This window comes from Enterococcus durans (genome assembly GCF_002277935.1).
In the GTDB taxonomy this organism is placed as follows: Bacteria; Bacillota; Bacilli; order Lactobacillales; family Enterococcaceae; genus Enterococcus_B; species Enterococcus_B durans.
On the sequence record NZ_CP022930.1, the window covers coordinates 84,001 to 104,817 of the forward strand.

Here is a 20,817-nt window from a genome sequence, read left to right on the forward strand (position 1 = left end):
CCTATGAAACGGCTGATAAATGTCTTTCATTCCTGTCATATGCCAGTTGCTCAAGCAAAAAAAGCGTACCTATCAAGGCACACTGTCACTTATATTCTACGAAGTAAAAAAGCTGGAACAGAAGCCACTCTTTATGAGTGAGATACTTCTGTTCCAGCCTTGGGGTAACTTATTTTAAATTTCCTTTCGCATCACGTTCGACTTTCATTGAAGTGATTGGCAGATAACCTAGTTCTTTGACTGCGCCTTGTTGGACATCCTCTTTCATCATGTAGTCTAAAAACTTCTTCACTTCTGGGGAAGGTTTACCATTTGTATACATATGTTCATACGACCAGATCTTCCAACTGTTGTCTGCAACGTTTTCTTCCTTAGGTTCTACACCATCAATGCTTAACGCTTGTGTCGTGTCATCCAAGTAAGAAAATGCTAAATAGCTGATCGAGCCTGGCGTTTGGGCCACGATCTGGCGAACTGTGCCAGAAGAATCTTGCTCCTGTGATTGGATAGGAGTAGCGCCATCTAAACCCCATTTTTCAAATGTTGCTCTGGTACCACTACCATTTGCTCGGTTGATTACACTGATCTTTTCATCTTTTCCGCCTAGATCTTTCCAATTGGTGATTTTACCTGTGAAGATGTCGATCAATTCTTGTTTGGTGATATTTTTTACACCAGTATCTTTGTTGACGATCGGTGCCATTCCAACAACAGCAACTTTATGGTCCACTAGCTTGCTGGCATCGACACCGTCTTTTTCTTCAGCAAAAACATCGGAGTTACCGATCGTGACCGCTCCGGCTTCAACTTGGCTCAAGCCTGTTCCGCTCCCACCACCTTGGACAGAAATCTGATAATTGGGATTTTCTTGCACGAAGCTTTCTTGTGCAGCATCAACTAATGGTTGTAAAGCGGTTGAGCCCACCGCAACGATTTTTACTTGTTCATTTGAATTACCCGAACTATTCTGTGCTGCGGAACCATCTGTATTTCCAGAACCTGAACCACACCCAGCTAAAAGAAAACCAAGGACACCTAAAGAGAATAATACTTTTTTCATTGATATACCCCTTTCTTATTTACAAGTAAAGTGTACCAATGTACTGTAAATCCTACGTGTGGATGGTGTAAATATCCAGTTAATTTATGTAAATTTCCGGTAAAACGAAAAAAACAAACAGAGTCCTCATCGACCATGTTTGTTCCTGTGCTTATTTATAAGGGAGTACTCATCAGTATCATCCGCGCTCTGAAATCACCTTTATTGTTCGAACTTCCGTGTAAAAATAAAAAAATGCTGCTAAAAAGAATGAGAGAATTGCTAGATAGAAACTTGGCTTTATTGTTAAAAAATACATTGCTGAATAAGCAGAATCTTTTAACCCGCTTTCACTTAGCCCATTAGGACCAACGATGATCCGCGGCAACATCGAGAAAAACGAGGCAAAAACCAACATGCAAGAAAAATGGAGCATATGCCAGTTATAAGCTTTAATGAATTTATTTGAAAGCAGCAAACTCACACTGATCAGAAAATAAAACATCGTTAAAAGTGGAAAATTCTTTGATACGACAAATCCGCTACCTTGGATCAATCCTAAAATCTCTGCCCCTTGTACTACCGCATTTACCCATGTAAAAGGTGCCAAGAAAATTGGGAAAAACCAAAAAAACAAATACAAACGTTCAACTTTTATTATCTTTCTCATTCGTTTCCTCCCATGCACTATTTTCTTTCATCATACTATAAGCGTTTTCTCTAAAAAAATTAGGGGGAAAATCTTTTTTTTTAGAGATAACGCAATGAGAGTTTGTTCATTTAACCATCAAAATATGAAAAAGGAATTGCTTAATTTTATTTTGATCTTAAAATAAAGTTGTGGGGGAGAATCGAATACACAAGTTTGGAGGACAAACATCATGGTAAAATATCTAAAAAAATGTATTTTACTCCTGTTTTTAGTTCCGTATATTTATTTTGCATTGTTGCTAGATTACCGCTATCATTCTATTTTTGGATTGATTTTTCTAATTTTTCTGGCATTTTATACTGGTTTTCTCATGCAGAAAAAAGACCAACTTTTTCTTTTGATTCCAGGGAACATCGCTACGACTGTGACTTCCTATTTAGCATGTCTCCATTATACAGATTGGCACTTTTTTTATCAGCCATTTAGCCCGACCAAACTTATCCTGCTACTAGCTGTCATTTATTTGATCCCACAAGTGATGGGTATTTTTTGGGCACGGATATTTACTCAAAAAAAGCAGAATATAAACATATTTAAATAGAATATAAAACAAGGAGGAGACTTTCGTCATCGATCGTCTGCTCCCTTTTTTAGTGTGATTTATTTGTATACTGCGGCTTCTTCTGACACTTTTAAAGTATATCCTATGACAGACTGAATCCTACCTATATCTCATGCAGATACACTTTCTTGATCACGATCTTGTCGAATAGTTGTGACTGACTATCTTGTTCACCAATGATCTCAGCAATCACTGTGCGATTATTTGATTTCTTCCGTAACTGGTAATTTATTTTCCCAGTCGCATTCAACTCATTTAACATGTCTACTACGCCACCAAAACCTGATTTCTTTGTAATGAATCCTAATGCCACCATTCGTTCATCCAAATTTTTAGCGGAGACCGTTACTCCAGTGATCAAAGAATGTTTTAACTTTTGAACTAACTCCTCTAACCCTTCTGTTGTTGAGACAACTGACGTGGACTGATCGGTAAAGTTATCCAGTACTTGTTTGCTTTCTTCATTGATCCGCACTTCCTCTTTCACCGATTCTCGCAAGTCTGCTAGTTCCTGTAACAAGGTTTCGTACTGTTCCTGAGTCAGCATGACACCTGCAACTTTTTCTCGGTTGAATATATATACCCCAGTTTCGGCTTTTCTCGCCTGGTCAAACACATCCATCGGTGATCTTTTTACCTCTGTGATCGAAGATGTGGGCACCTCTAATTTCTTTAAATCCAATGGACATCCTCCTTTGCTACTCTGTTTCATTATAGCATATCCAAAACATCCGAAGAAAATATCCTTCAATTTTTTGTATCGATCCAGTAATCGATATCTGAAAGTAGCCGGTCGATGCCAAAGGAAGATTGGTAGAAATAGGTTTTTTGATCCTTATTATTGACCAGTGGGAAAAAATGATCCGTAATGATCAATTGTGCATAATTGGGCGGTGTTGCTCGCGTACATACGTGGATCGCTGTTCGTTTTCGGTGTCTAAGTGTTTTGTCTAAAACAGCTGCCAATCTTCTCGCTTCCTCGTGGTCGTAACGAAAAAAAAAGACGATTTTCACTTCTGGCGGATAAAGTTCCAAATAGCCTCGCTCTTGTAATACTTTTAGTAAACACAAATCCCACTCACTTGCTGGATAATCGAGTGCTTGTTGTAAAGCTGTTCGAAATTGGCTTAGTTTCTCTTGGCAATTCGGTATCTTTTTCAGAAATTCATGATATGTTTGCAATTCTTCCTTGACTGTATGTTCTTGGATACCGATCGTATAGCGCAACCATTCTTGATAAATCACCCGTGTGATGCTTTTTTTATTCGTACTTTCATATTCGCTGGTCAGCCAAAATAAAGAATCCAGCTTTTCAGTGACGATCATCAATTTACGGTAATCCTGTGTTTCTTCGATTTTTTCCCAACGTTTCTCGATGATGATATTACAGCTCAAGCGCAAAATACATCGATATATTTTTTCTTTTTCTGATAAGTGTTGTTCTCTCAAAAATAGCAGTTCAGGAAACATCTCAAAGAATACCGTCTGATTTTCATTTAACAGTTCCACCTCTGAGACTTCTTTTCTTTGCTCCAATAGCTGAATAAACACTTCTGAAAAAGATCGTTCTGTATCTTCAACATAAAAATGTGGAAAATCTCTTAAGAAACAAAAGATCAGATAACGGATCTTTCGTTCAGCACCATAGATTTGTCCCTTTTTATATGAAAAGGAAAGATGATATTCCCCTAACCACTTCCGTAAGCGTTCCTGTGAAGAACGATCATAGACTTGCTGGTATTTTTTTTGGAGGATCAAATCTTTTAATAAACAAAAGGAAGAAGACTGGATCAAAAAATCAAATAATAAATAAGGTTCGCTGTATCCTTTGTTATAGACTAAGCAAACACTTTTTTTCTGCTGGATCAATTGGATCGGGATATCCTTTTCCTCTAATCTTTTTAAATAGCGATCGATCGTTTTCACGTCTACCATTAACTTTTCGGCTAGATCGGCTTTTTTCCAAGTTAGATCCTTCATCTGATGGATCAATAAAAATAAATTTTGTACATTTTTTGTTAATAGTTTTTGCCATTTCATTGAAGCTACCTCACTTAATCCATTTACTCTGATTCATAAAAAAGAAAAATTGCAAATAGCTAGTTTCTATATATAAAGTACGAAAAAAAACAAAAAATTATTTTTATAAACCATTAATTTATTTTTAATTTTATTATACTTCATTCGTTCGCGTTGTAAGAGACATTGCTTGTCGGAACGATACCCTTCAATTAAAATATAGAAGTAGAGTAGCAATTTTCATGAGAAGGAGATGAGAGAATGAATAACCAAATCCAGTCATCCAAAGAAAAAGTGGATCAACTGATTCTTGAATTAGAAAAAGCAATTGTTGGTAAACGTTCGACGATTCAGTTAATGGTTGTCGCCTTGTTAGCAAATGGGCACGTCCTATTCGAGGATATACCAGGTGTCGGTAAAACTTTACTTGTCAAAGCTTTATCTCAAGCAATCAAAGGTAACTTTAGTCGCATCCAGTTTACACCGGATCTCCTTCCCAGCGATATTTTGGGATTTTCAGTCTATAATTCTCAAAACCACTCCTTTGAATTTCGACCGGGACCAGTTTTTACGACAATTCTCTTAGCTGATGAGATCAATCGAACCACGCCAAGAACTCAAGCCGCACTTTTAGAAGTGATGGCGGAAAGACACGCAACGATCGACAATCATACGTATCCTTTAGACCCGCATTTCTTTGTTTTGGCTACCCAGAACCCCATCGAATATGAAGGAACATATCCTTTACCTGAAGCCCAATTAGATCGCTTTTTATTTCGATTAGAAATCGGGTATCCTTCATTTGAAGAAGAGCTCTATCTATTGATGAATGAATATGAACAGAATCGGCAATCCTTATCTGTTGTTTTAAGTAGTGAAGAATTGACCTCCTTAAAAGAAGAAGTGAATCAAGTCTTCGTAGACCCTGCTGTTGCTTCTTTTGCCTTACAACTCGTGACAGCAACCAGAGAACATCCTGAAATCAAATTAGGCATTAGTCCAAGAGGAAGTCGAGCATTTATTCATGCAGCGAAAGCCTATACTCTTGTACATGGTCGGACATATGTCACGCCAAAGGACTTCCAAACATTAGTTCCATTCGTATTTGCTCACCGTCTGATGTTTCATGATCCTTCATTGAGCAAAACACAGATCACAGAGCTTCTAAAAGACTTAGTTTCTCATGTTCCCATACCAGTGAGGTGAGCAAATGACAAAACTATTCAATTACCTGACTAACTCCTTGTTGCTCGGTATCTATTTTTTATTTGTGGGGTTTGCTATTCTTTTCAATAATTCATTGGGTTGGTTCCTTGCAACTTTTACCACACTTTATTTGTTATGGAGTTTTCTTTCATTAGGCTCGCTTTTACGAAAAATAGCAGTCTCTAGTTCTGTTCCAGCCTTCATCAACCGTGAAAAAGCAACTGTCACAACTGTTTATTTTTCGAAAGCACGAGCCTTTTCTATTCCCTTACCTCGTTTAACTATTCGCTTTTCTGAGAATTTCTCTCCCCAACAGCAAACAGTCTTTGTCGTATCGAAAAAGAAACAAGAAGTACAAGCAACCTTCAATTTGCCAAGTCGGGGAACTTTAAAAACAGCCCCGATCGAACTGATCGCTTATGATCCTTTAGGGTTGTTTCGTAAAAGTATCAAACTGGAGATTCCTTTCAATACCACCGTCCTTCCCCGGTTTTGTGAAGAAGAAGCCAACCAACTGTTTGAACAGTTGATCCATGAGCAAAGGCAATTCCCCCAAAAAGGTGGAGAGGAATTGAAAGAATATCGACCTTACCGCTATGGTGATCCAGTGAATCGGATCAATTGGAAATTATCGGCACATAGTCAAGAATGGCTTTATCGTGAAACAGAAGAAAAACAGCCAATGAGCGAGATCAGCCTATGTTTTTGGGGAGTAGATGACCCATTTTTCGAAGAAACATTGGATATCTATTATTCTTTTTATCAATTAGTTAAAGATAAAAATCCGGAAATGATTGTTTTAGGAAAGGATCATTTTAGCCAGAATGAACCAACCAATCAATTATTTGCCAAATTACAGCCATTTCCTGTGACTGATGAAAAAAAGGCAAACGCCTATTTAAAAGATGCTCATAGCCCGCACCTTATCATTTTTACGCCCAGACTTTCCGACGCACTCCAAGCATTTAGTGAGTCAAACCCTAAAAATACCACTGTCGTTTTTATTTATTTCGAAAGCAATCACTTAGTCATTCAACATAAACAAGCTCGTCTAGCTGTCAAGGGAGGTACGAAAGATGACTGATAAAAAAATACTATGGCTTCGTGGGATATATTGTTTTTTTATACTTAGTGTCCCAGTACCTGTTTTTCTATCTGCGAATCAGTTGCCAGAGTATTTGACCCTTGTTTTGATCATTGGCTTGATTGCTGCCGTCACTGCTGGTTTACGTTCAAAACTACTGCGACTACCTTTTTATATTATTTTGGCTATTGGTGCACTTGTTCGTTATTTTCCTGAAACACCATTTTCTTTCCGTTGGTTCTCACAGTTTTACGCACAGATTTCGTTAGAGCTTGCGCAATTGTTTCAGGGAGAATTGAATTATTTTCCTGCAAAAACTGCTTTTTGCCTGATTTTATGCTTGATCTATCTCAGCTGTCTGCTAGTGATCGATTATGACCTATGGCCGATCCCTTTTATACTTATAACTGTATACTTTATGCTGTTGACTATTTTTAGGGATTTCGATCTATTTGAAGAAATGATTTTTGTCGTGGCTGTCTTATGTATCTATTTGATTTTCAGACAACTGTTAGTTACCCTTCCTAGCAATAAAAAAGGCCAATTTCTATTACTTACAAATTCAACTTTACTTGTCCTTTTAGTTATCAGTGCGACACTTCCTTCCTATTTACCGACATTCAATCAGGCGTTAGAAGAAAAAAGTGAACCAATCAGGGACTATCTCAACCAAGAAGGGCTCTATGACAAAATCAACAACTATCAAGCTACTGGTACCGCTAAAACTGGATTCAGTGAAAATGATGAGCAACTTGGTGGCCCTCTATATGATAACAACGATGCCGTTTTTACTGTTGTACAACCTGAAAGCAACTACTGGAAAGTGGAAAACAAGACTGATTATACTGGTAAAGGATGGAATGAAGATCCAAATGCTCCTCTTACTCCAGTGGAAAATATACCTTATGGACTTCAAGAATATCAGGAAGCTGACGCAACATCACAAACTGCCCAGCTATCTTTGAAAAGTCAAGCCTACATTCCTTATCCTTATGGGAATATCCAATTGACTACTCTACCTGATCAAAACGAGATGCCTGTCTATTTTTTGCAGCAATCGAACCGTTTCATTTTAACTGGAGCAAAAAAAGATACTACGGTTACCATGGCTGTCAATAAAATTTCCACTTCGCCTGATAACCTACAAGCTATTCAGATCTCAGCCGATGATAAAAAGCGACTTGAAAATTTTCTGCAGTTGCCTTCTTCACTCCCGGAAAGAGTCAAAAATCTAGCAAATGAACTCACAGATGGACTTGCTACTCCTATTGAAAAAGTAAAAGCAATTGAAGATCATCTAAAATCGTTAGGGAACTATCGGTATTCAAAGATCGATGCACAACATACCCCAGAAAATCGTGACTATGTGGACTATTTTTTATTTGATACGAAAGTAGGTTATTGTGACAACTTTTCTACTGCTATGGTAGTTCTCCTTAGAGCAGCTGGGCTTCCTGCTCGTTGGGCAAAAGGATTTACAGGGGGCTATCAAACGGGTACAAAAGATGATAACAAAATATATACGATTTTAAACAGCAATGCACATTCTTGGCCGGAAGTTTATTTCCCTGGCTTTGGTTGGCTCCCTTTTGAACCGACTCCTGCTTTTTCAAATCCAGCAACTGCTGAACAGGAAGTTTCAGAAACATCCAGTGCGCCGCTTGCTTCAGATGCAGCAGAACAAAGCAGTGAACCTGCAGATACACAACGTTCCTCTTCAGAAACAACAACTACTACTGAGAATGGTACAACTGACACATTGAAAAAAAATAATAGATTTCTGTTCTTTGCGCTATTTTCTGTTTTAGCGCTTGTTGTTCTCGGGCTCTATCGCAAAAAAATATATTGGTTCGTTTATGTTCTCTGTCTTCACTTATTTATCGGCAATGAACGGCAAGCCTATCGTTTTCTGCTGTGGGGATGTGAGCGCCTACTACCTAGAGCACCAGAAGAAGATCTCGTATCATACAGTATGCGCTTTGAAACGAACTATCCACTGAATGATCGTTTCATCAAATTAACGACGCATTATGAAGCGTTCCTCTATGGCAGTCATGCTGAGCCATTTGATAAAGCAATGTATCACGCTGTTGCGGATGCGATCAGAAAACAGATATAACTAAATCATGAAAAAAAGACAATTCCTATTATAGCTAAAAGAAATCATCTCTGCGTAAAGTCCATTTGATTTCTGCTATTTTAAGAATTGTCTTTTTTGTTTTCTTTCAGTTTTTTACTATTTCAGCGTTAGTGCATTCAAAGCAACAACTACCGTACTTAGTGACATCAATACTGCACCCACTGCGGGACTTAAAATAATTCCGACTGGGGCTAAGATTCCCGCCGCTAAAGGAATAGCAACAATGTTGTAACCGGCACCCCACCAAAGATTCTGGATCATTTTTCTTCTTGTTTGTTTTGCCAATTCCAAGAAATGTAAAATATCTTTAGGGTCACTGTTTGTCAACACAACATCTGCCGAATCAATCGCGATATCCGTCCCAGCACCAATCGCCATTCCGATCGTGGCACGTGCCAAGCTAGGAGCATCATTGATCCCATCACCGACCATGATCACTTTTTTGCCTTTATCAAGATATTGTTGCACGATTGCTTCTTTGTCATCAGGTAACAATCCACCATAATAATTCTCAATACCCAAATATTCTGCTACTGCCTGTGCGGCTTTTTGATTATCTCCAGTCAACATGACAGGCGTGATATTCTTTTCTTTAAGGGCTTGGATAAATTGTTTTGCTTCTGGTTTTATCACATCACCTAGAGCAATGATTGCCGCAAGTTGATCTCCAATAATCAAATAACTTATTGTATTTCCTTGTTCTTCATAAGGTTTTACTCGGCTTGCATCAACTGATAACCCCAAGCGCTTCACTTCTTTTTCATTGACGATCTTCACTTTTTGGTCTTCAACATCTGCTTCTAGACCAACACCGCTTAGATTTTTTTGGTTCAACGCTTCATATGGGGCAATATCCTTTTCTTTTAGATAGTTCATGATACCAATCGCTAACGGATGATTGGCTGCGGATTCCAAAGCACCAATGTATTTCAGCAATTCTTCTTTTGTATAGTTGTCAGTTAACACTTCGAGGCCTGTCACTGTAAATTTGCCTTGAGTCAATGTCCCTGTTTTATCCAATATGATGACATCTAAGTCATTTGCTTGTTCCAAAGCATTGCGATTTTTCAAAAGCAAGCCATTTTTGGCTGCAATCGAGGTAGAACGAGCGACTACTAAAGGTATCGCTAATCCTAACGCATGTGGACAAGCAATAATGAACACCGTAACCATTCGTTCTAGCGCATCTGGTAAATTCTCTAAGAATAACCAAGCAATAAAAGCCAAGATACCGGCGACTAATGCAACATAAAAGAGCCATTTGGCTACTTTATCTGATAATGATTCTAGCTTAGATTTTTCACCCTGGGCTTTTCGTACCATGTCCATGACTTTCGCTAAATAACCATTTTCGCCAGTTCCTGTTACAGTGATTTCAATCGTACCATCACCATTGATCGATCCACCAATAACTTGGTCGTCTACGTTTTTCTTCACGCCTCTAGATTCACCAGTAACCGCAGATTCGTCCACGATCGTTTCACCTTTTACGATCGTACCATCTGTTGGCATCTTATCTCCGGCACGAACGATCAGATGATCCCCCTCTTTTACTTCTTTGAGAGAGACAGTTTCTTCTGTACCGTCTTTTTTCAGACGTTTAACAGACTCAGGAAGTAATTCAGCTAATTTCTGCAATGCATTACTAGCATTTGAAACAGCGTTCATTTCGATCCAATGCCCCAACAACATGATGACGATCAATGTGGCTAATTCCCAGAAGAAGTCCATTACATGTGCTTGCGGATTGATCAGATTTGCGACAAATGAATAGACACTATATACATATGCAACAGTGATCCCCATAGCAATCAAGGTCATCATTGCAGGACTTTTTTGTTGGAGTTCCATTTTCGCACCACTTAAAAATGGTTGTCCGCCGTATACAAAAAGGATTGTCGCCAGAACTAGAACTACCCATTCTGACCCAGGAAATGTAATTTGAAAAGGAAATTCCATTCCCATCATCGGTGAAAAGAGAATGATCGGAATAGCTAAAATAAGGGATAACCAAAATTTTTGTTTGAAATTCCCCATGTGCATGGAATGGTCCATTCCGCCCATATTTCCATGATCCATGTGATCGTGGTCCATCATTCCGTGGTTCATATTTCCATGGTCCATTTGTCCATGGTCCATATTTTTATGATTCATGTGTTCATGGTCCATACCTTCATGATTCATGTGTTCATGGTCCATACCTTCATGATTCATATGATCATGTCCCACTTGTCCATGATTCATTTCTTCATTATCCATACCTTCATGATTCATGTGTTCATGGTCCATACCTTCATGATTCATGTGTTCATGGTCCATACCTTCATGGTTCATGTGGCCATGATCCATTTCTCTATGCTCATGTTGTTCATTAGAAACCTGTTTTTCTGGATGTGTTGTTTTTTCTTTCATCTTTACCCTATCCTTTCTTCGAATGTGTCATCCTCCGATTCAAACTTAGGGAGTTTAGCAAAACACTTACAGAACTAAAGGCCATGGCGCCACCTGCAATGATAGGATTCAAAAAGCCGAGTGCGGCAAATGGAATGCCGATCGTATTATAAATAAATGCCCAAAATAGATTTTGCTCGATCTTCTTCAAAGTGGCTGTCGAAAGAGCAATCATCTGGCTGATCGAAGTCAAATGACTATTCATCAAAGTGACATCCGCAGCTTCCATTGCGATGTCCGTCCCACTTCCCATAGCGATCCCCACATCTGCAAGAGCTAACGCTGGCGCATCGTTGATCCCATCACCGACCATTCCAACTTTTTCTCCTTTTTTCTGAAGGCTCTCAACGTAGTTCGCTTTGTCTTCCGGTAACACTTCTGCGAAAATATGTGCTGGATCGATTCCAACTTGTTTACCGATTGCTTGAGCTGCAAGTTGATTGTCTCCTGTCACCATGTAAACTGCGATACCATTGTTCTGTAACTGTGCGATTGCCTGTTTGGCGTCATCTTTGATTTGATCCGATACAGCGATCAAACCAAGTACTTTTTTGTCATTTGCCAAGAACATGACTGTTTTTCCCTGTCCTTCTAATTCTAACGCTTGTTCTTGAAATTCATCAAATGAAAGGGTCATTTCTTCCAACCGCTTTCTGGTACCGGCAAAATAAAACTGTCCATTGATTTTTCCACTGATGCCAGCTCCTGGATGGGCAGTGAAATCTGTGATTGGCTCAGCGATCATCCCTTGCGTTTCTCCGTAAGCGACGATTGCTTTACCTAAAGGATGTTCAGAAGCATATTCTAATGAATAAAAGAGCGAAGCAACTTCTTCGTTCCCCAAAACATCTGTCACTTCTGGCGTACCGCGAGTGATAGTGCCTGTTTTATCTAAGATGATACTGCTCAAATGTGCCGCTGCTTCTAATGCTCCGCCGCCTTTGATCAAAATCCCATTGCGAGCGCCGACTCCTGTACCTACCATGATCGCTGTAGGTGTAGCTAGACCAAGCGCACATGGACAGGCGATCACTAGAACTGAAACACTATGGATCACGGCAAGTTGCCAGTCATTGGTCATAAATCCAGTAATCAGTAACGTTAACACTGCAAGCACTAAAACAATCGGTACGAATATCCCTGAGATCCTATCAGCAATCTTTTGGATGGGTGCTTTGCTTCCTTGAGCATCTTCGACCATTTGAATGATCTGTGCCAAAACTGTTTGTTTCCCAATTTGAGAAACTTCCATTTGGATCAAACCATTTGTATTGATCGTTCCTCCAAAGATAGAGTCATTTTCCTTTTTCTCCACTGGAACACTTTCGCCTGTCAACATACTTTCATCGATGGCACTAATCCCTGAAATAATCTTTCCATCTGTCGGTATCTGTTCCCCTGGACGGATCACTAGGATATCTGATAGATTGACTTCATCAATTGAGATCGTTTGTTCCTGTCCATCTCTTAACACTTGAGCCGTCTTTGTCTGTAACGACATCAACTGTTTGATTGCGTCACCTGTTTTGCTTTTCGCTGTATGTTCTAAATATTTACCTAACAATATCAACGTAATGATCATACTGCTGCTTTCAAAATATAAATCGGTGGAATGACTTGGAAAAAAGCCATTGTAGACACTTAAAGCAAAAGCCGCAGTCGTTCCGATCGCGACTAAGACATCCATGTTTGGTGCCTTTGTTTTCAATGCATGATAGGCACCTTTATAAAAACGCCATCCCACATAAAATTGGACTGGAATAGCTAAGATAAGTTGAACGATCGGCCGATGAAAAAAGTGGACGATCTCACTATTGTTCCCTAACATCATCGCGATCATCGCCAACATTAGCGGCAACGTCAATACTGCACTGAAAATCAGGTCAAATCTCATTTTCTTGCGATAAGCCGTTTTTTCTTCCGCAATCTTTTGTTTATGCGCATCATCGTACAAGATTGCTCCATACCCGATATTTTCAACACTGCGAATCAGTTTTTCTGTTGACGTTTCTTTATAGGTCACACTAGCTTTTTCAGTAGCTAAATTAACAGTTGCAGATACAACACCCGGTTGCTCTTTCAATTCTTTCTCGATTCGAGCAGAGCAATTCGCACAGGTCATCCCTGTGATAACAAATGTATCCATTTTTGTTTGGGCATCCATCAAATCACCTCAGATTGATAGCCTAATGCATTGATCGTCTGGCAGATTTTTTCCGGTTGGATTTTTTCTTCATCATATTTCACAATTCCATTTTCTTTTTTTAAATTGACTTTTATCTTTTTTACGCCATCAAGTGAATGAACGGCTTCTTCCACACGTTCTACACAATGGTTACAACTCATTCCTTTAATTGAAAGTTCTTTTTTCATCATTTATTCCTCCTTATTGATGTTCCTTACAATGGCATTGGCCAGGGATACAGTTGCATGCAACGGATGCGACTGGCTGTTTTTTATTTAATTGGTCTAAGATCATCTCAATATCTTCTTGCGTCAAGGTTGCTTCTTCCACTAAGTCAGCAATCGTTGCCCCGATCCTTTTTGCGCAGATATGGGAAAAAAGATTCTCAGTTGCACTGCGAACCGTTTCCGTCTCCGAAACGGCAGGGTGATAAATAAATTTTTTCCCTTCTTGTTCTGTCCAGACCGCTTCTTTTTTCACCAGACGTCCCAACAAAGTTTTTACTGTGGCTGCTTTCCATTCCATGGATTCTGCGAGTATCTGCGTGATTTCTTGTGCTGTCGATTGACCAAGGGTCCAGATGACTCGCATGATCTCCCATTCAGAGTCACTGATCTTGATTGGGGAAGTTACTTCTTTCATCTCATCACTCTTCCTTTCTGTTTACAGATGTAAACTTAAGTACGAATATAGATTACAACTGTAAACGTAAAATGTCAAATGGTTTCTTCTATTATTTGCTCAATTTCTTTAAAAATGCTGTTTGCTCCCGTTTGTTGTGCAAAATAATCAATTTTTCGCTTGCACCTAGTTGATCAATACGATTCAATAACCGCGGTTCATTTTTTTTCTTATAATGTAAAACAAATGAGAGAAATTCTATATATTCGCTATCTAGTTTTTCACTAAAGGTGTGAGGCATATCTGGTCTTGTTGCTTTGTTTCTTTTTCTTTTGATACTTCTTAAAATCACTCGGTAGATTGCGAGGAGTGTGGGGACTTTTAGTAATATGATCTGATCTGCTTCTTCGATTCTCTCTGTCGCTGTACCGGTATAGTTGCCTTCGATGATCCATGATTCATTTTCAGCCATGAATTTTATTTGTTCTGCTTTGAACCATTCTGCAGCCTCGTCACTGTAATCTGTGGTATGCCATAACAAGTCTAGTGGTAACAGAGGACTATGTGTGATCGTTTGCATCTTCCTTGCTAGTGTAGATTTCCCAGCACCGCTTTGACCGATAATCATTCGCTTCATTTACTCTCCCCATTTCATTCATCTTTTTTTCTATCTTACCATAGGAAAAAAGAGAGGCAAGGCATCCTTATGCCTCGTCTCTCTTTATCCGTATAAACGTTTTGTTCTTATTTTCAGCTTATTTCCTGTTCTTTCAAACGATTGGATATTTTTCTCCATCCATGAATAGACTCACGTTCTGTTCATCATACTTGAGTAACAGGTTCTTCTACTTTATTTTTATCTCTACGTGCAATTGCAGGTAAGATCATTCCTAATAAAATCAAAATGATCGGTGTCACGACGTTTGAGACCAACTGGAACCACCATGCTTTTGGATCAGCTGCATATTCGACTTTTGGTACCATTCCCAAAATACAAGCAAATGCAGTGAATGCAAAACACCAAGCGCCAAAAATAAAGCCGATTTTTGGATTTTTAACAAACTTATATTCAGAAGTGAATTTCTTATACGCTTTATTCAACATCATATAAGCTAAGAATACCCATAAATAACGCATTGGCATGACTACTGAATTCAGGTTCGTCAACCATTTGACTAGTTCATTCATATCCTTGATCCCAACGATCGGTAGTAAGATGATGATACCGACTAAAATCCCAGTTAATAAATAGCCGTTGACTAGTGTTCCTTTGCGGTTACGTTTGCGCAACCAATTAGGTACAAAGTTTGGATCAGCATCAGCTAATAAGATTTTTAGTGGCGCATCGATCGAAAAGGCTAATGCAGAAATCTGGCCGACCATATTTGTCAATGCGTAAATGATCATCAATACATTTCCTATACCATAATAATTCCCAAGGATCTGGAATGCACTATATGCACCATTTGCCATCAGATCTTTAGGGATATTGTCACTGGCAAAGAGCATCCCCATCGCTACTGAACCTAAGACCGCACATACACCGACCATTGCCGCTAAAAAGATCATCCCTTTTGGAAATTCTTTTGCAGGGTTACGTGTTGAATTGACATATGGAGAAATTTTTTCTGCTCCGCCAACCGCAAATACTAACATCGAAACTGTCGTGAAATAGCTAAAGTCAAATGTAGGAATGTATGTTTTGACTTCATTCATATGAGGAGTCGCAAACTCCATTGTTGGATTGATGAATGGTGCTGTAACAGCGAGCAAGATGAATAATAAAGACATCACGAACATAGCTGTACCAGCCAAACCACCAATCACTTTTAGTGTCGATAGTCCTTTTGTTGAAAGATAAAGGAAGGCTAAGAAAATGATCAACGAGATGACCGCCACCATTTGGACTGACATCGTATTGACGATATTGCCATTTCCTTCAACTGCCCAACCAGCCGCAATCAAGATTGCTTGTGGTTTTTGTGCCAAATAAGGAATATGGACGACCCAATAAGTCCAAGCAGCATAATATGCCAATCGTTTATTTGAGGTCGTATTTTCTACCCAAGAGCTGACGCCCCCTTTGCTATCTTTGAAGGCGGAGCCAAGTTGTCCAACAATTAAGGCATAGGGGATAAAATAAATAGCAAGAATCAATAACCAAGAGGTAACAACGGAAATCCCTTGTTGCGCATAATTGTTGACTACATTCCCCATACCCCACACCATGTTGAATGCAATTAAAGCCACGGTAAACCAACGTAATTGTTTATCGTTCATTTGTTCTCTCCTTTTTGATTTTAATAGGTAAAACTAACATCCACATGTAATCATAATAAAACTCTTACATTTTTACAATATAATGTTATTTTAATTGTGGATTATTTTAGCAATTACACATTTTTCTTACATCTTATTATCATTTTTCGAGGTAAAACCCTTTTAAAAAGGCACATTTTATGAAAAAAGCTTTCCTTTTTTATAGAATATTCTGAAAAAATTAAATCAACGAAGTTATTTTAATCGTTTTTTTACAGAATAGTTGCTATGTGTTTCTTCTGACATGAGCGCAACAAAAAAACCTCTATTTGATCGAGAAGACTCGAAAAAATAAAGGTTTTTTTATCCGTAAGTGGATTGAGTATTATTTAACCCGTAAACATCTCATTGCATTTAAAACGGCTAAGACAGTCACTCCAACATCCGCAAAAACAGCATCACCCATTGAAGCGATTCCGAATGCGCCCAATAACAGAACAAGCACTTTGACACCAATGGCAAAGAGGATATTTTGTTTGACGATTTTCAACGTTTTTCTAGATAAGCGAATTGCATCAACGATTTTCGAGGGTTCGTCATTCATGATGACCACATCTGCCGCTTCGATTGCTGCATCACTTCCCAAACCACCCATAGCAATTCCAACATCTGCTCTCGCCAAAACAGGTGCATCATTGATTCCATCACCGACAAATGCGGTTTGTTGTGTTGCATTCTCCATGATATTTTCTAATTTTTCGACCTTGTCTTGTGGCAGTAATTCACTGTATACCTTATCTATCCCAAGTTTGTGTCCGATATGATCGGCAATATTTTGGGCATCCCCAGTGAGCATCACCGTTTGTTTGATCCCTACTTGTTTTAGTTTGCGCAATGCTTCTTGCGCATCAGGTTTCACTGTATCTGCAATTACCAAATAACCGACAAATTCACCATCCAGCGCTACATATAAAAGGGTACCAACTTCTTCACTCTTCGTGCTCTTGATCTGGTATCTTTCCATTAACTTGTGATTACCGACTAAAACAAGTTTTCCATCTATCTGCGCCTTGATTCCTTCTCCTGCCACTTCTTCTATTTCTTCTACTGGCAATAATGAACCTTCATAAGCAGATAAAACAGCTTGTGCAATGGGATGGGTAGATAATTGTTCAGCACTTGCTACGTATTGCATAAATTGTGTTTTCTCAAGAGTTGTTTCTAATTTTTGAACAGAAAAATCACCTTTTGTCAAAGTCCCGGTTTTATCAAAAACAATTGTATCTGTGTGGGCCAATAATTCTAAGTAATTCCCACCTTTTACCAATACCCCGATTTTACTTGCGCCACCGATTCCGCCAAAGAAGCTTAATGGGACAGAAATCACTAACGCACAAGGGCAAGAAATCACTAGGAAAGTCAACGCACGATAGATCCAATCAGAAAATTCTGCCCCAGAGATCACAAGGGGTGGAACGACAGCAAGTACTAAAGCTAACTCTACGACGATCGGTGTATAGTAGCGAGCAAATTTCGTGATAAAATTTTCTGCTGGTGCTTTTTTACTGCTTGCGTTTTCAACTAATTCCAATAGTTTACTAATCGTAGAATTCTCATACGTCTTTTCGACCTTGATCACTAATGGCTGATTTTTATTGATAAATCCACTTAAAACAGTTTCTCCAGCAAACACTTCTTTAGGTACAGACTCTCCAGTCAGTGCCGAGGTATCAACTAATGATTGCCCTGTAAGGATCGTTCCGTCTAATGGCACACGTTCGCCAGGTTTGACTAATACTTGCTCTCCAATCACTACATCTTCGGGTTGCTTTGTTATCAACCCGTTTTCTGTTTGGACATGGGCAACTTCTGGACGGATCGCCATCAATTCACGAATCGATTTTCTCGATTGGTTCACTGCAAATCCTTGGAAGTATTCACCAACTTGATAAAACAGCATAACTGCAACTGCTTCTGGATATTCTCCGATCAGCATTGCTCCGATAGTCGCAATCGCCATCAAAAAATTCTCATCAAAAATTTGTCCTTTGATTATGTTCCCGACTGCCCGTTTGATGATATCAAATCCAATGACTAAGTATATCAACAAAAATCCGATAAATTTGATTGGTTCAGCTGGTGACCACAGAAACAAAATCAGTAAGCCGATAGCAGAAAGGATGATACGTAGCAATGCACGTTTTTCATGGTCGTCTTTTTCTCCCTGAACTTCTTGCTTTTTCTTAGTGATCTCTTTCATCGAAACATCTGGTTCTACTTCTTTTACGACTCTTTTCGTTTCGTTTTCAATTGTTGCTAAATCTTTATCACTCGCTTCGATCGTCAGTTTACATGTCGTAAAATTGACAGTCGCTTGCTTTACTCCTTTGATTTCATTCACTTTTTTCTCGATTTTCATCGCGCAATTGGCACAATCTAATCCATCTAAATAATAACTCTTCATTTTCCTCACTCCTCGCATTTACATATGAGTAACTCTTCATAAGCAATTATATATGAATGAACACTCATGTGTCAAATGGAAAATGTCCTTTTGGAGAAGTGAACAAAAATATTTTTCAGATTTTATCTTTTGAATAGAGTCTGGGACAAATCTAAAAATCAGTTTTGCTACAGACTCTCGAATAAACGGCATCCAAAAGTTAGGTTTTTCGGAAATTTCGAAAAAAGAGCGTGGGACAAAAGTAAGAAACACTTTTGTCTCAACCTCGAATATCAACCTATCTATTCAAAAAAGAATCATGTTCAAAGTTTGGATACAAGGGTGAGTGGCGATACTTCTATAAGATTGATTCAGATATGTCGATTTATAATACAGGCTTTCTAAAGATATCTGAGACAGAAATCTGAACAAAAAAATAAGCTGATATCCACAATGATCATTTTTCAAATTTTTGAGGATATCAGCTTATTTTCGAAAGGAGTTGCTTTGTCTTTATCGTTTGCTATCACCTAGTACCTGTGATACTCGTTTTTCACGGTTCTCTCTAACATGAGCAAATAAAAGAACATCAAAGTAAATCAATAAAAAAATCAGCGATCTTTCTTTTCTTTGCTGCAAGTAGCCAGTATTTGATAAATTCAGTTTGGACCTTTTCTTCTTCTTCGATTGCGATAAACACTTTTTCAACTAGTTTTCCAGAACGCACCCCCACTGTTTTGTCTATTTGAAAGGCCTGACCGAAGGCAATCAGCTTTGGTGTCCCATTTGACTGTCTCACTTCAGCCACTACAGAGATTCGAGTAGGATTTTGGAGATCATACTCCTTTATTTTTACAGTAGGTACTCCTTTGGCAGTTTTAAAAAGCAAGTTGATTTGTTGAAGATCCTCCGCTTTTGCTTCTCGTATTTCCATTTGTTTCACCCTTTATCACAGATTCACTAACATTTCAGGTACGACAAACTCTAACCAACTTTGTGCAATGATCTCATGTCCGGCAAGTGTAGGATGTACGCCATCCTCTCCTGTATATTTACTGAATCCTCGAGTAATTCCCAACGCATTCAGTTTTCCATCTAAGGGAACAAACACCAGATGGTATTCTTCCGCTAACCTACGAATGATCTGTATTTTCGGATCAAGGTCCTTGCGCCAAGTCTGACGATCAAGTGGCTCTGGTAATACAAAAGGCTCCATTAGTACAACCTGCTTTATCCCTTTCTCCAACAATTTTTCGATCAAGTAACGGTAATCTTTTTCAAACATCGCCATTGATTGCTCCGTTGCAAACGTGGTTGGATCATTCACATTATGCCACGTATCATTGATACCGATAAGAATCGAAACGATATCTGGTTCAAGGGCCAAACAGTCTGTGTCAAAACGTGCTCGTAGATCAGCAATCTTATTTCCATTGATGCCTTTATTAAGAACATCAAATTCAATAGTTGGAAACTGTGTGCTCAATCGTTTTGCTACCAACAATGGATAACCATTACCTAAATCCTTTGAGTCATTATATTCTCTGCCACAATCAGTAATACTATCACCAATAAATAAAATACGTTTTTTCAAATTACTTTCCTCCTATTGTGTCTATTTATGCTTTCTTTCTTGTGTATGATCAATCAGCATACTTTTCAGACTTGGCTTCCCTCCTTAACGTATTCGCTTACATTCGTATAAAAGAAAAAAACACAGCATCTAAAGCTTAGATTTCACCTAGGAACAATAAGCAATTTCGAGAATGTGTCTTTTCATTCCTATTCCAACACGCTGTTTGCAATTGCTCTTTTTTTGCTGTCTGCACTAAAATAACTCTACAGATTTTTCTTCCAAACTTCCATGCTTCGATTAGATTTTTGCATTATCGTTACGTTTAACTTGTTAATCAGGCGTAGCCATTCATTTTGACTATCTTACACCAACACAATCGTATTATACCATCATTTTCCAGAGACAAATATGCAATTCTTTTTTTCAACTATTTTACTTCTTCGTACTTGGCCATTTCATTGAGAGACAGTTTGATTTTTGCTATCTATGAGGAATATGTCAATACTAAAAAGGACCCCAC

At 38.6% G+C, this 20,817-nt stretch carries 18 protein-coding genes; 5 read left to right on the plus strand and 13 right to left on the minus strand.

Features of this window, described 5'->3' with window-relative positions; genetic code table 11:
* Positions 1 to 3 precede the first annotated feature (3 nt).
* Positions 4 to 141 carry a hypothetical protein gene (locus tag CJZ72_RS14345; protein ID WP_157728877.1) on the plus strand — a complete coding sequence of 46 codons (138 nt, stop codon included), beginning with the start codon at positions 4 to 6 and terminating at the stop codon, positions 139 to 141.
* A 28-nt stretch (positions 142 to 169) separates the two neighbouring features.
* Here CJZ72_RS14345 and CJZ72_RS00460 read toward each other — a convergent pair whose 3' ends face one another.
* A complete protein-coding gene (locus tag CJZ72_RS00460) occupies positions 170 to 1,060 on the minus strand; it encodes a phosphate ABC transporter substrate-binding protein PstS family protein (RefSeq protein WP_005875600.1) in 891 nt (296 codons plus the stop codon).
* 178 nt (positions 1,061 to 1,238) lie between these two features.
* Positions 1,239 to 1,709, minus strand: coding sequence for a hypothetical protein (locus CJZ72_RS00465; RefSeq protein WP_081134355.1), 471 nt, complete (start codon positions 1,707 to 1,709; stop codon positions 1,239 to 1,241).
* 211 nt (positions 1,710 to 1,920) lie between these two features.
* Here CJZ72_RS00465 and CJZ72_RS00470 point away from each other — a divergent pair, with 211 nt between their 5' ends.
* On the plus strand, positions 1,921 to 2,292 hold the full coding sequence (locus CJZ72_RS00470) for a hypothetical protein (RefSeq protein WP_016177498.1): 372 nt from the start codon (positions 1,921 to 1,923) through the stop codon (positions 2,290 to 2,292).
* Positions 2,293 to 2,416: 124 nt separating this feature from the next.
* Here the strand turns inward: CJZ72_RS00470 and CJZ72_RS00475 are convergent, their stop codons facing one another.
* Together CJZ72_RS00475 and CJZ72_RS00480 are read right to left on the minus strand one after the other, a co-directional pair.
* Entirely contained in the window at positions 2,417 to 2,995 is a 579-nt protein-coding gene (locus CJZ72_RS00475) for a prevent-host-death protein (RefSeq protein WP_081134356.1), read from the minus strand.
* A gap of 65 nt (positions 2,996 to 3,060) precedes the next feature.
* Positions 3,061 to 4,353: a helix-turn-helix domain-containing protein gene (locus CJZ72_RS00480; protein ID WP_081134357.1), complete on the minus strand. Its 1,293-nt coding sequence runs from the start codon at positions 4,351 to 4,353 to the stop codon at positions 3,061 to 3,063.
* Positions 4,354 to 4,593: 240 nt separating this feature from the next.
* On the opposite strand from CJZ72_RS00480, the gene CJZ72_RS00485 reads away from it, so the two are divergent.
* From CJZ72_RS00485 to CJZ72_RS00495, 3 genes are read left to right on the plus strand one after another with little or no spacing between them, the layout of a single operon-like run.
* Entirely contained in the window at positions 4,594 to 5,538 is a 945-nt protein-coding gene (locus tag CJZ72_RS00485) for an AAA family ATPase (RefSeq protein ID WP_095443516.1), read from the plus strand.
* Positions 5,539 to 5,542: 4 nt separating this feature from the next.
* Positions 5,543 to 6,622: a DUF58 domain-containing protein gene (locus tag CJZ72_RS00490; RefSeq protein ID WP_081134359.1), complete on the plus strand. Its 1,080-nt coding sequence runs from the start codon at positions 5,543 to 5,545 to the stop codon at positions 6,620 to 6,622.
* Positions 6,615 to 8,741 (plus strand): transglutaminase-like domain-containing protein, encoded by a 2,127-nt coding sequence (locus CJZ72_RS00495; protein ID WP_095443517.1) that lies wholly within the window; start codon positions 6,615 to 6,617, stop codon positions 8,739 to 8,741. The genes CJZ72_RS00490 and CJZ72_RS00495 overlap by 8 nt, the downstream gene beginning before the upstream one ends.
* 117 nt (positions 8,742 to 8,858) lie before the next feature.
* On the opposite strand, the gene copB is transcribed toward CJZ72_RS00495, so the two are convergent.
* From copB to CJZ72_RS00540, 9 genes are all read right to left on the minus strand, one after another.
* Complete coding sequence (copB, locus tag CJZ72_RS00500; protein ID WP_373133914.1) at positions 8,859 to 10,961, minus strand: copper/silver-translocating P-type ATPase CopB; 2,103 nt, start codon at positions 10,959 to 10,961, stop codon at positions 8,859 to 8,861.
* Between the two features lie 220 nt (positions 10,962 to 11,181).
* Entirely contained in the window at positions 11,182 to 13,377 is a 2,196-nt protein-coding gene (locus CJZ72_RS00505; RefSeq protein ID WP_095443519.1) for a heavy metal translocating P-type ATPase, read from the minus strand.
* Positions 13,377 to 13,586: a copper chaperone CopZ gene (gene copZ, locus CJZ72_RS00510; protein WP_081134363.1), complete on the minus strand. Its 210-nt coding sequence runs from the start codon at positions 13,584 to 13,586 to the stop codon at positions 13,377 to 13,379. Before copZ ends, CJZ72_RS00505 begins: the two co-directional genes overlap by 1 nt.
* 13 nt (positions 13,587 to 13,599) lie before the next feature.
* Positions 13,600 to 14,040: a CopY/TcrY family copper transport repressor gene (locus tag CJZ72_RS00515; RefSeq protein ID WP_005875576.1), complete on the minus strand. Its 441-nt coding sequence runs from the start codon at positions 14,038 to 14,040 to the stop codon at positions 13,600 to 13,602.
* Positions 14,041 to 14,131: 91 nt separating this feature from the next.
* The gene (locus tag CJZ72_RS14440; RefSeq protein WP_171024603.1) at positions 14,132 to 14,656 is read right to left on the minus strand and encodes a P-loop NTPase family protein; all 525 of its coding nucleotides are present in this window, start codon (positions 14,654 to 14,656) and stop codon (positions 14,132 to 14,134) included.
* A gap of 185 nt (positions 14,657 to 14,841) precedes the next feature.
* On the minus strand, positions 14,842 to 16,299 hold the full coding sequence (locus CJZ72_RS00525) for an APC family permease (protein ID WP_005875573.1): 1,458 nt from the start codon (positions 16,297 to 16,299) through the stop codon (positions 14,842 to 14,844).
* Positions 16,300 to 16,663: 364 nt separating this feature from the next.
* On the minus strand, positions 16,664 to 18,742 hold the full coding sequence (locus tag CJZ72_RS00530; protein ID WP_095443520.1) for a heavy metal translocating P-type ATPase: 2,079 nt from the start codon (positions 18,740 to 18,742) through the stop codon (positions 16,664 to 16,666).
* A gap of 568 nt (positions 18,743 to 19,310) precedes the next feature.
* Positions 19,311 to 19,655, minus strand: coding sequence for a hypothetical protein (locus CJZ72_RS00535; protein WP_095443521.1), 345 nt, complete (start codon positions 19,653 to 19,655; stop codon positions 19,311 to 19,313).
* Between the two features lie 15 nt (positions 19,656 to 19,670).
* The gene (locus CJZ72_RS00540) at positions 19,671 to 20,315 is read right to left on the minus strand and encodes an SGNH/GDSL hydrolase family protein (RefSeq protein ID WP_095443522.1); all 645 of its coding nucleotides are present in this window, start codon (positions 20,313 to 20,315) and stop codon (positions 19,671 to 19,673) included.
* Between the last annotated feature and the right edge of the window lie 502 nt (positions 20,316 to 20,817).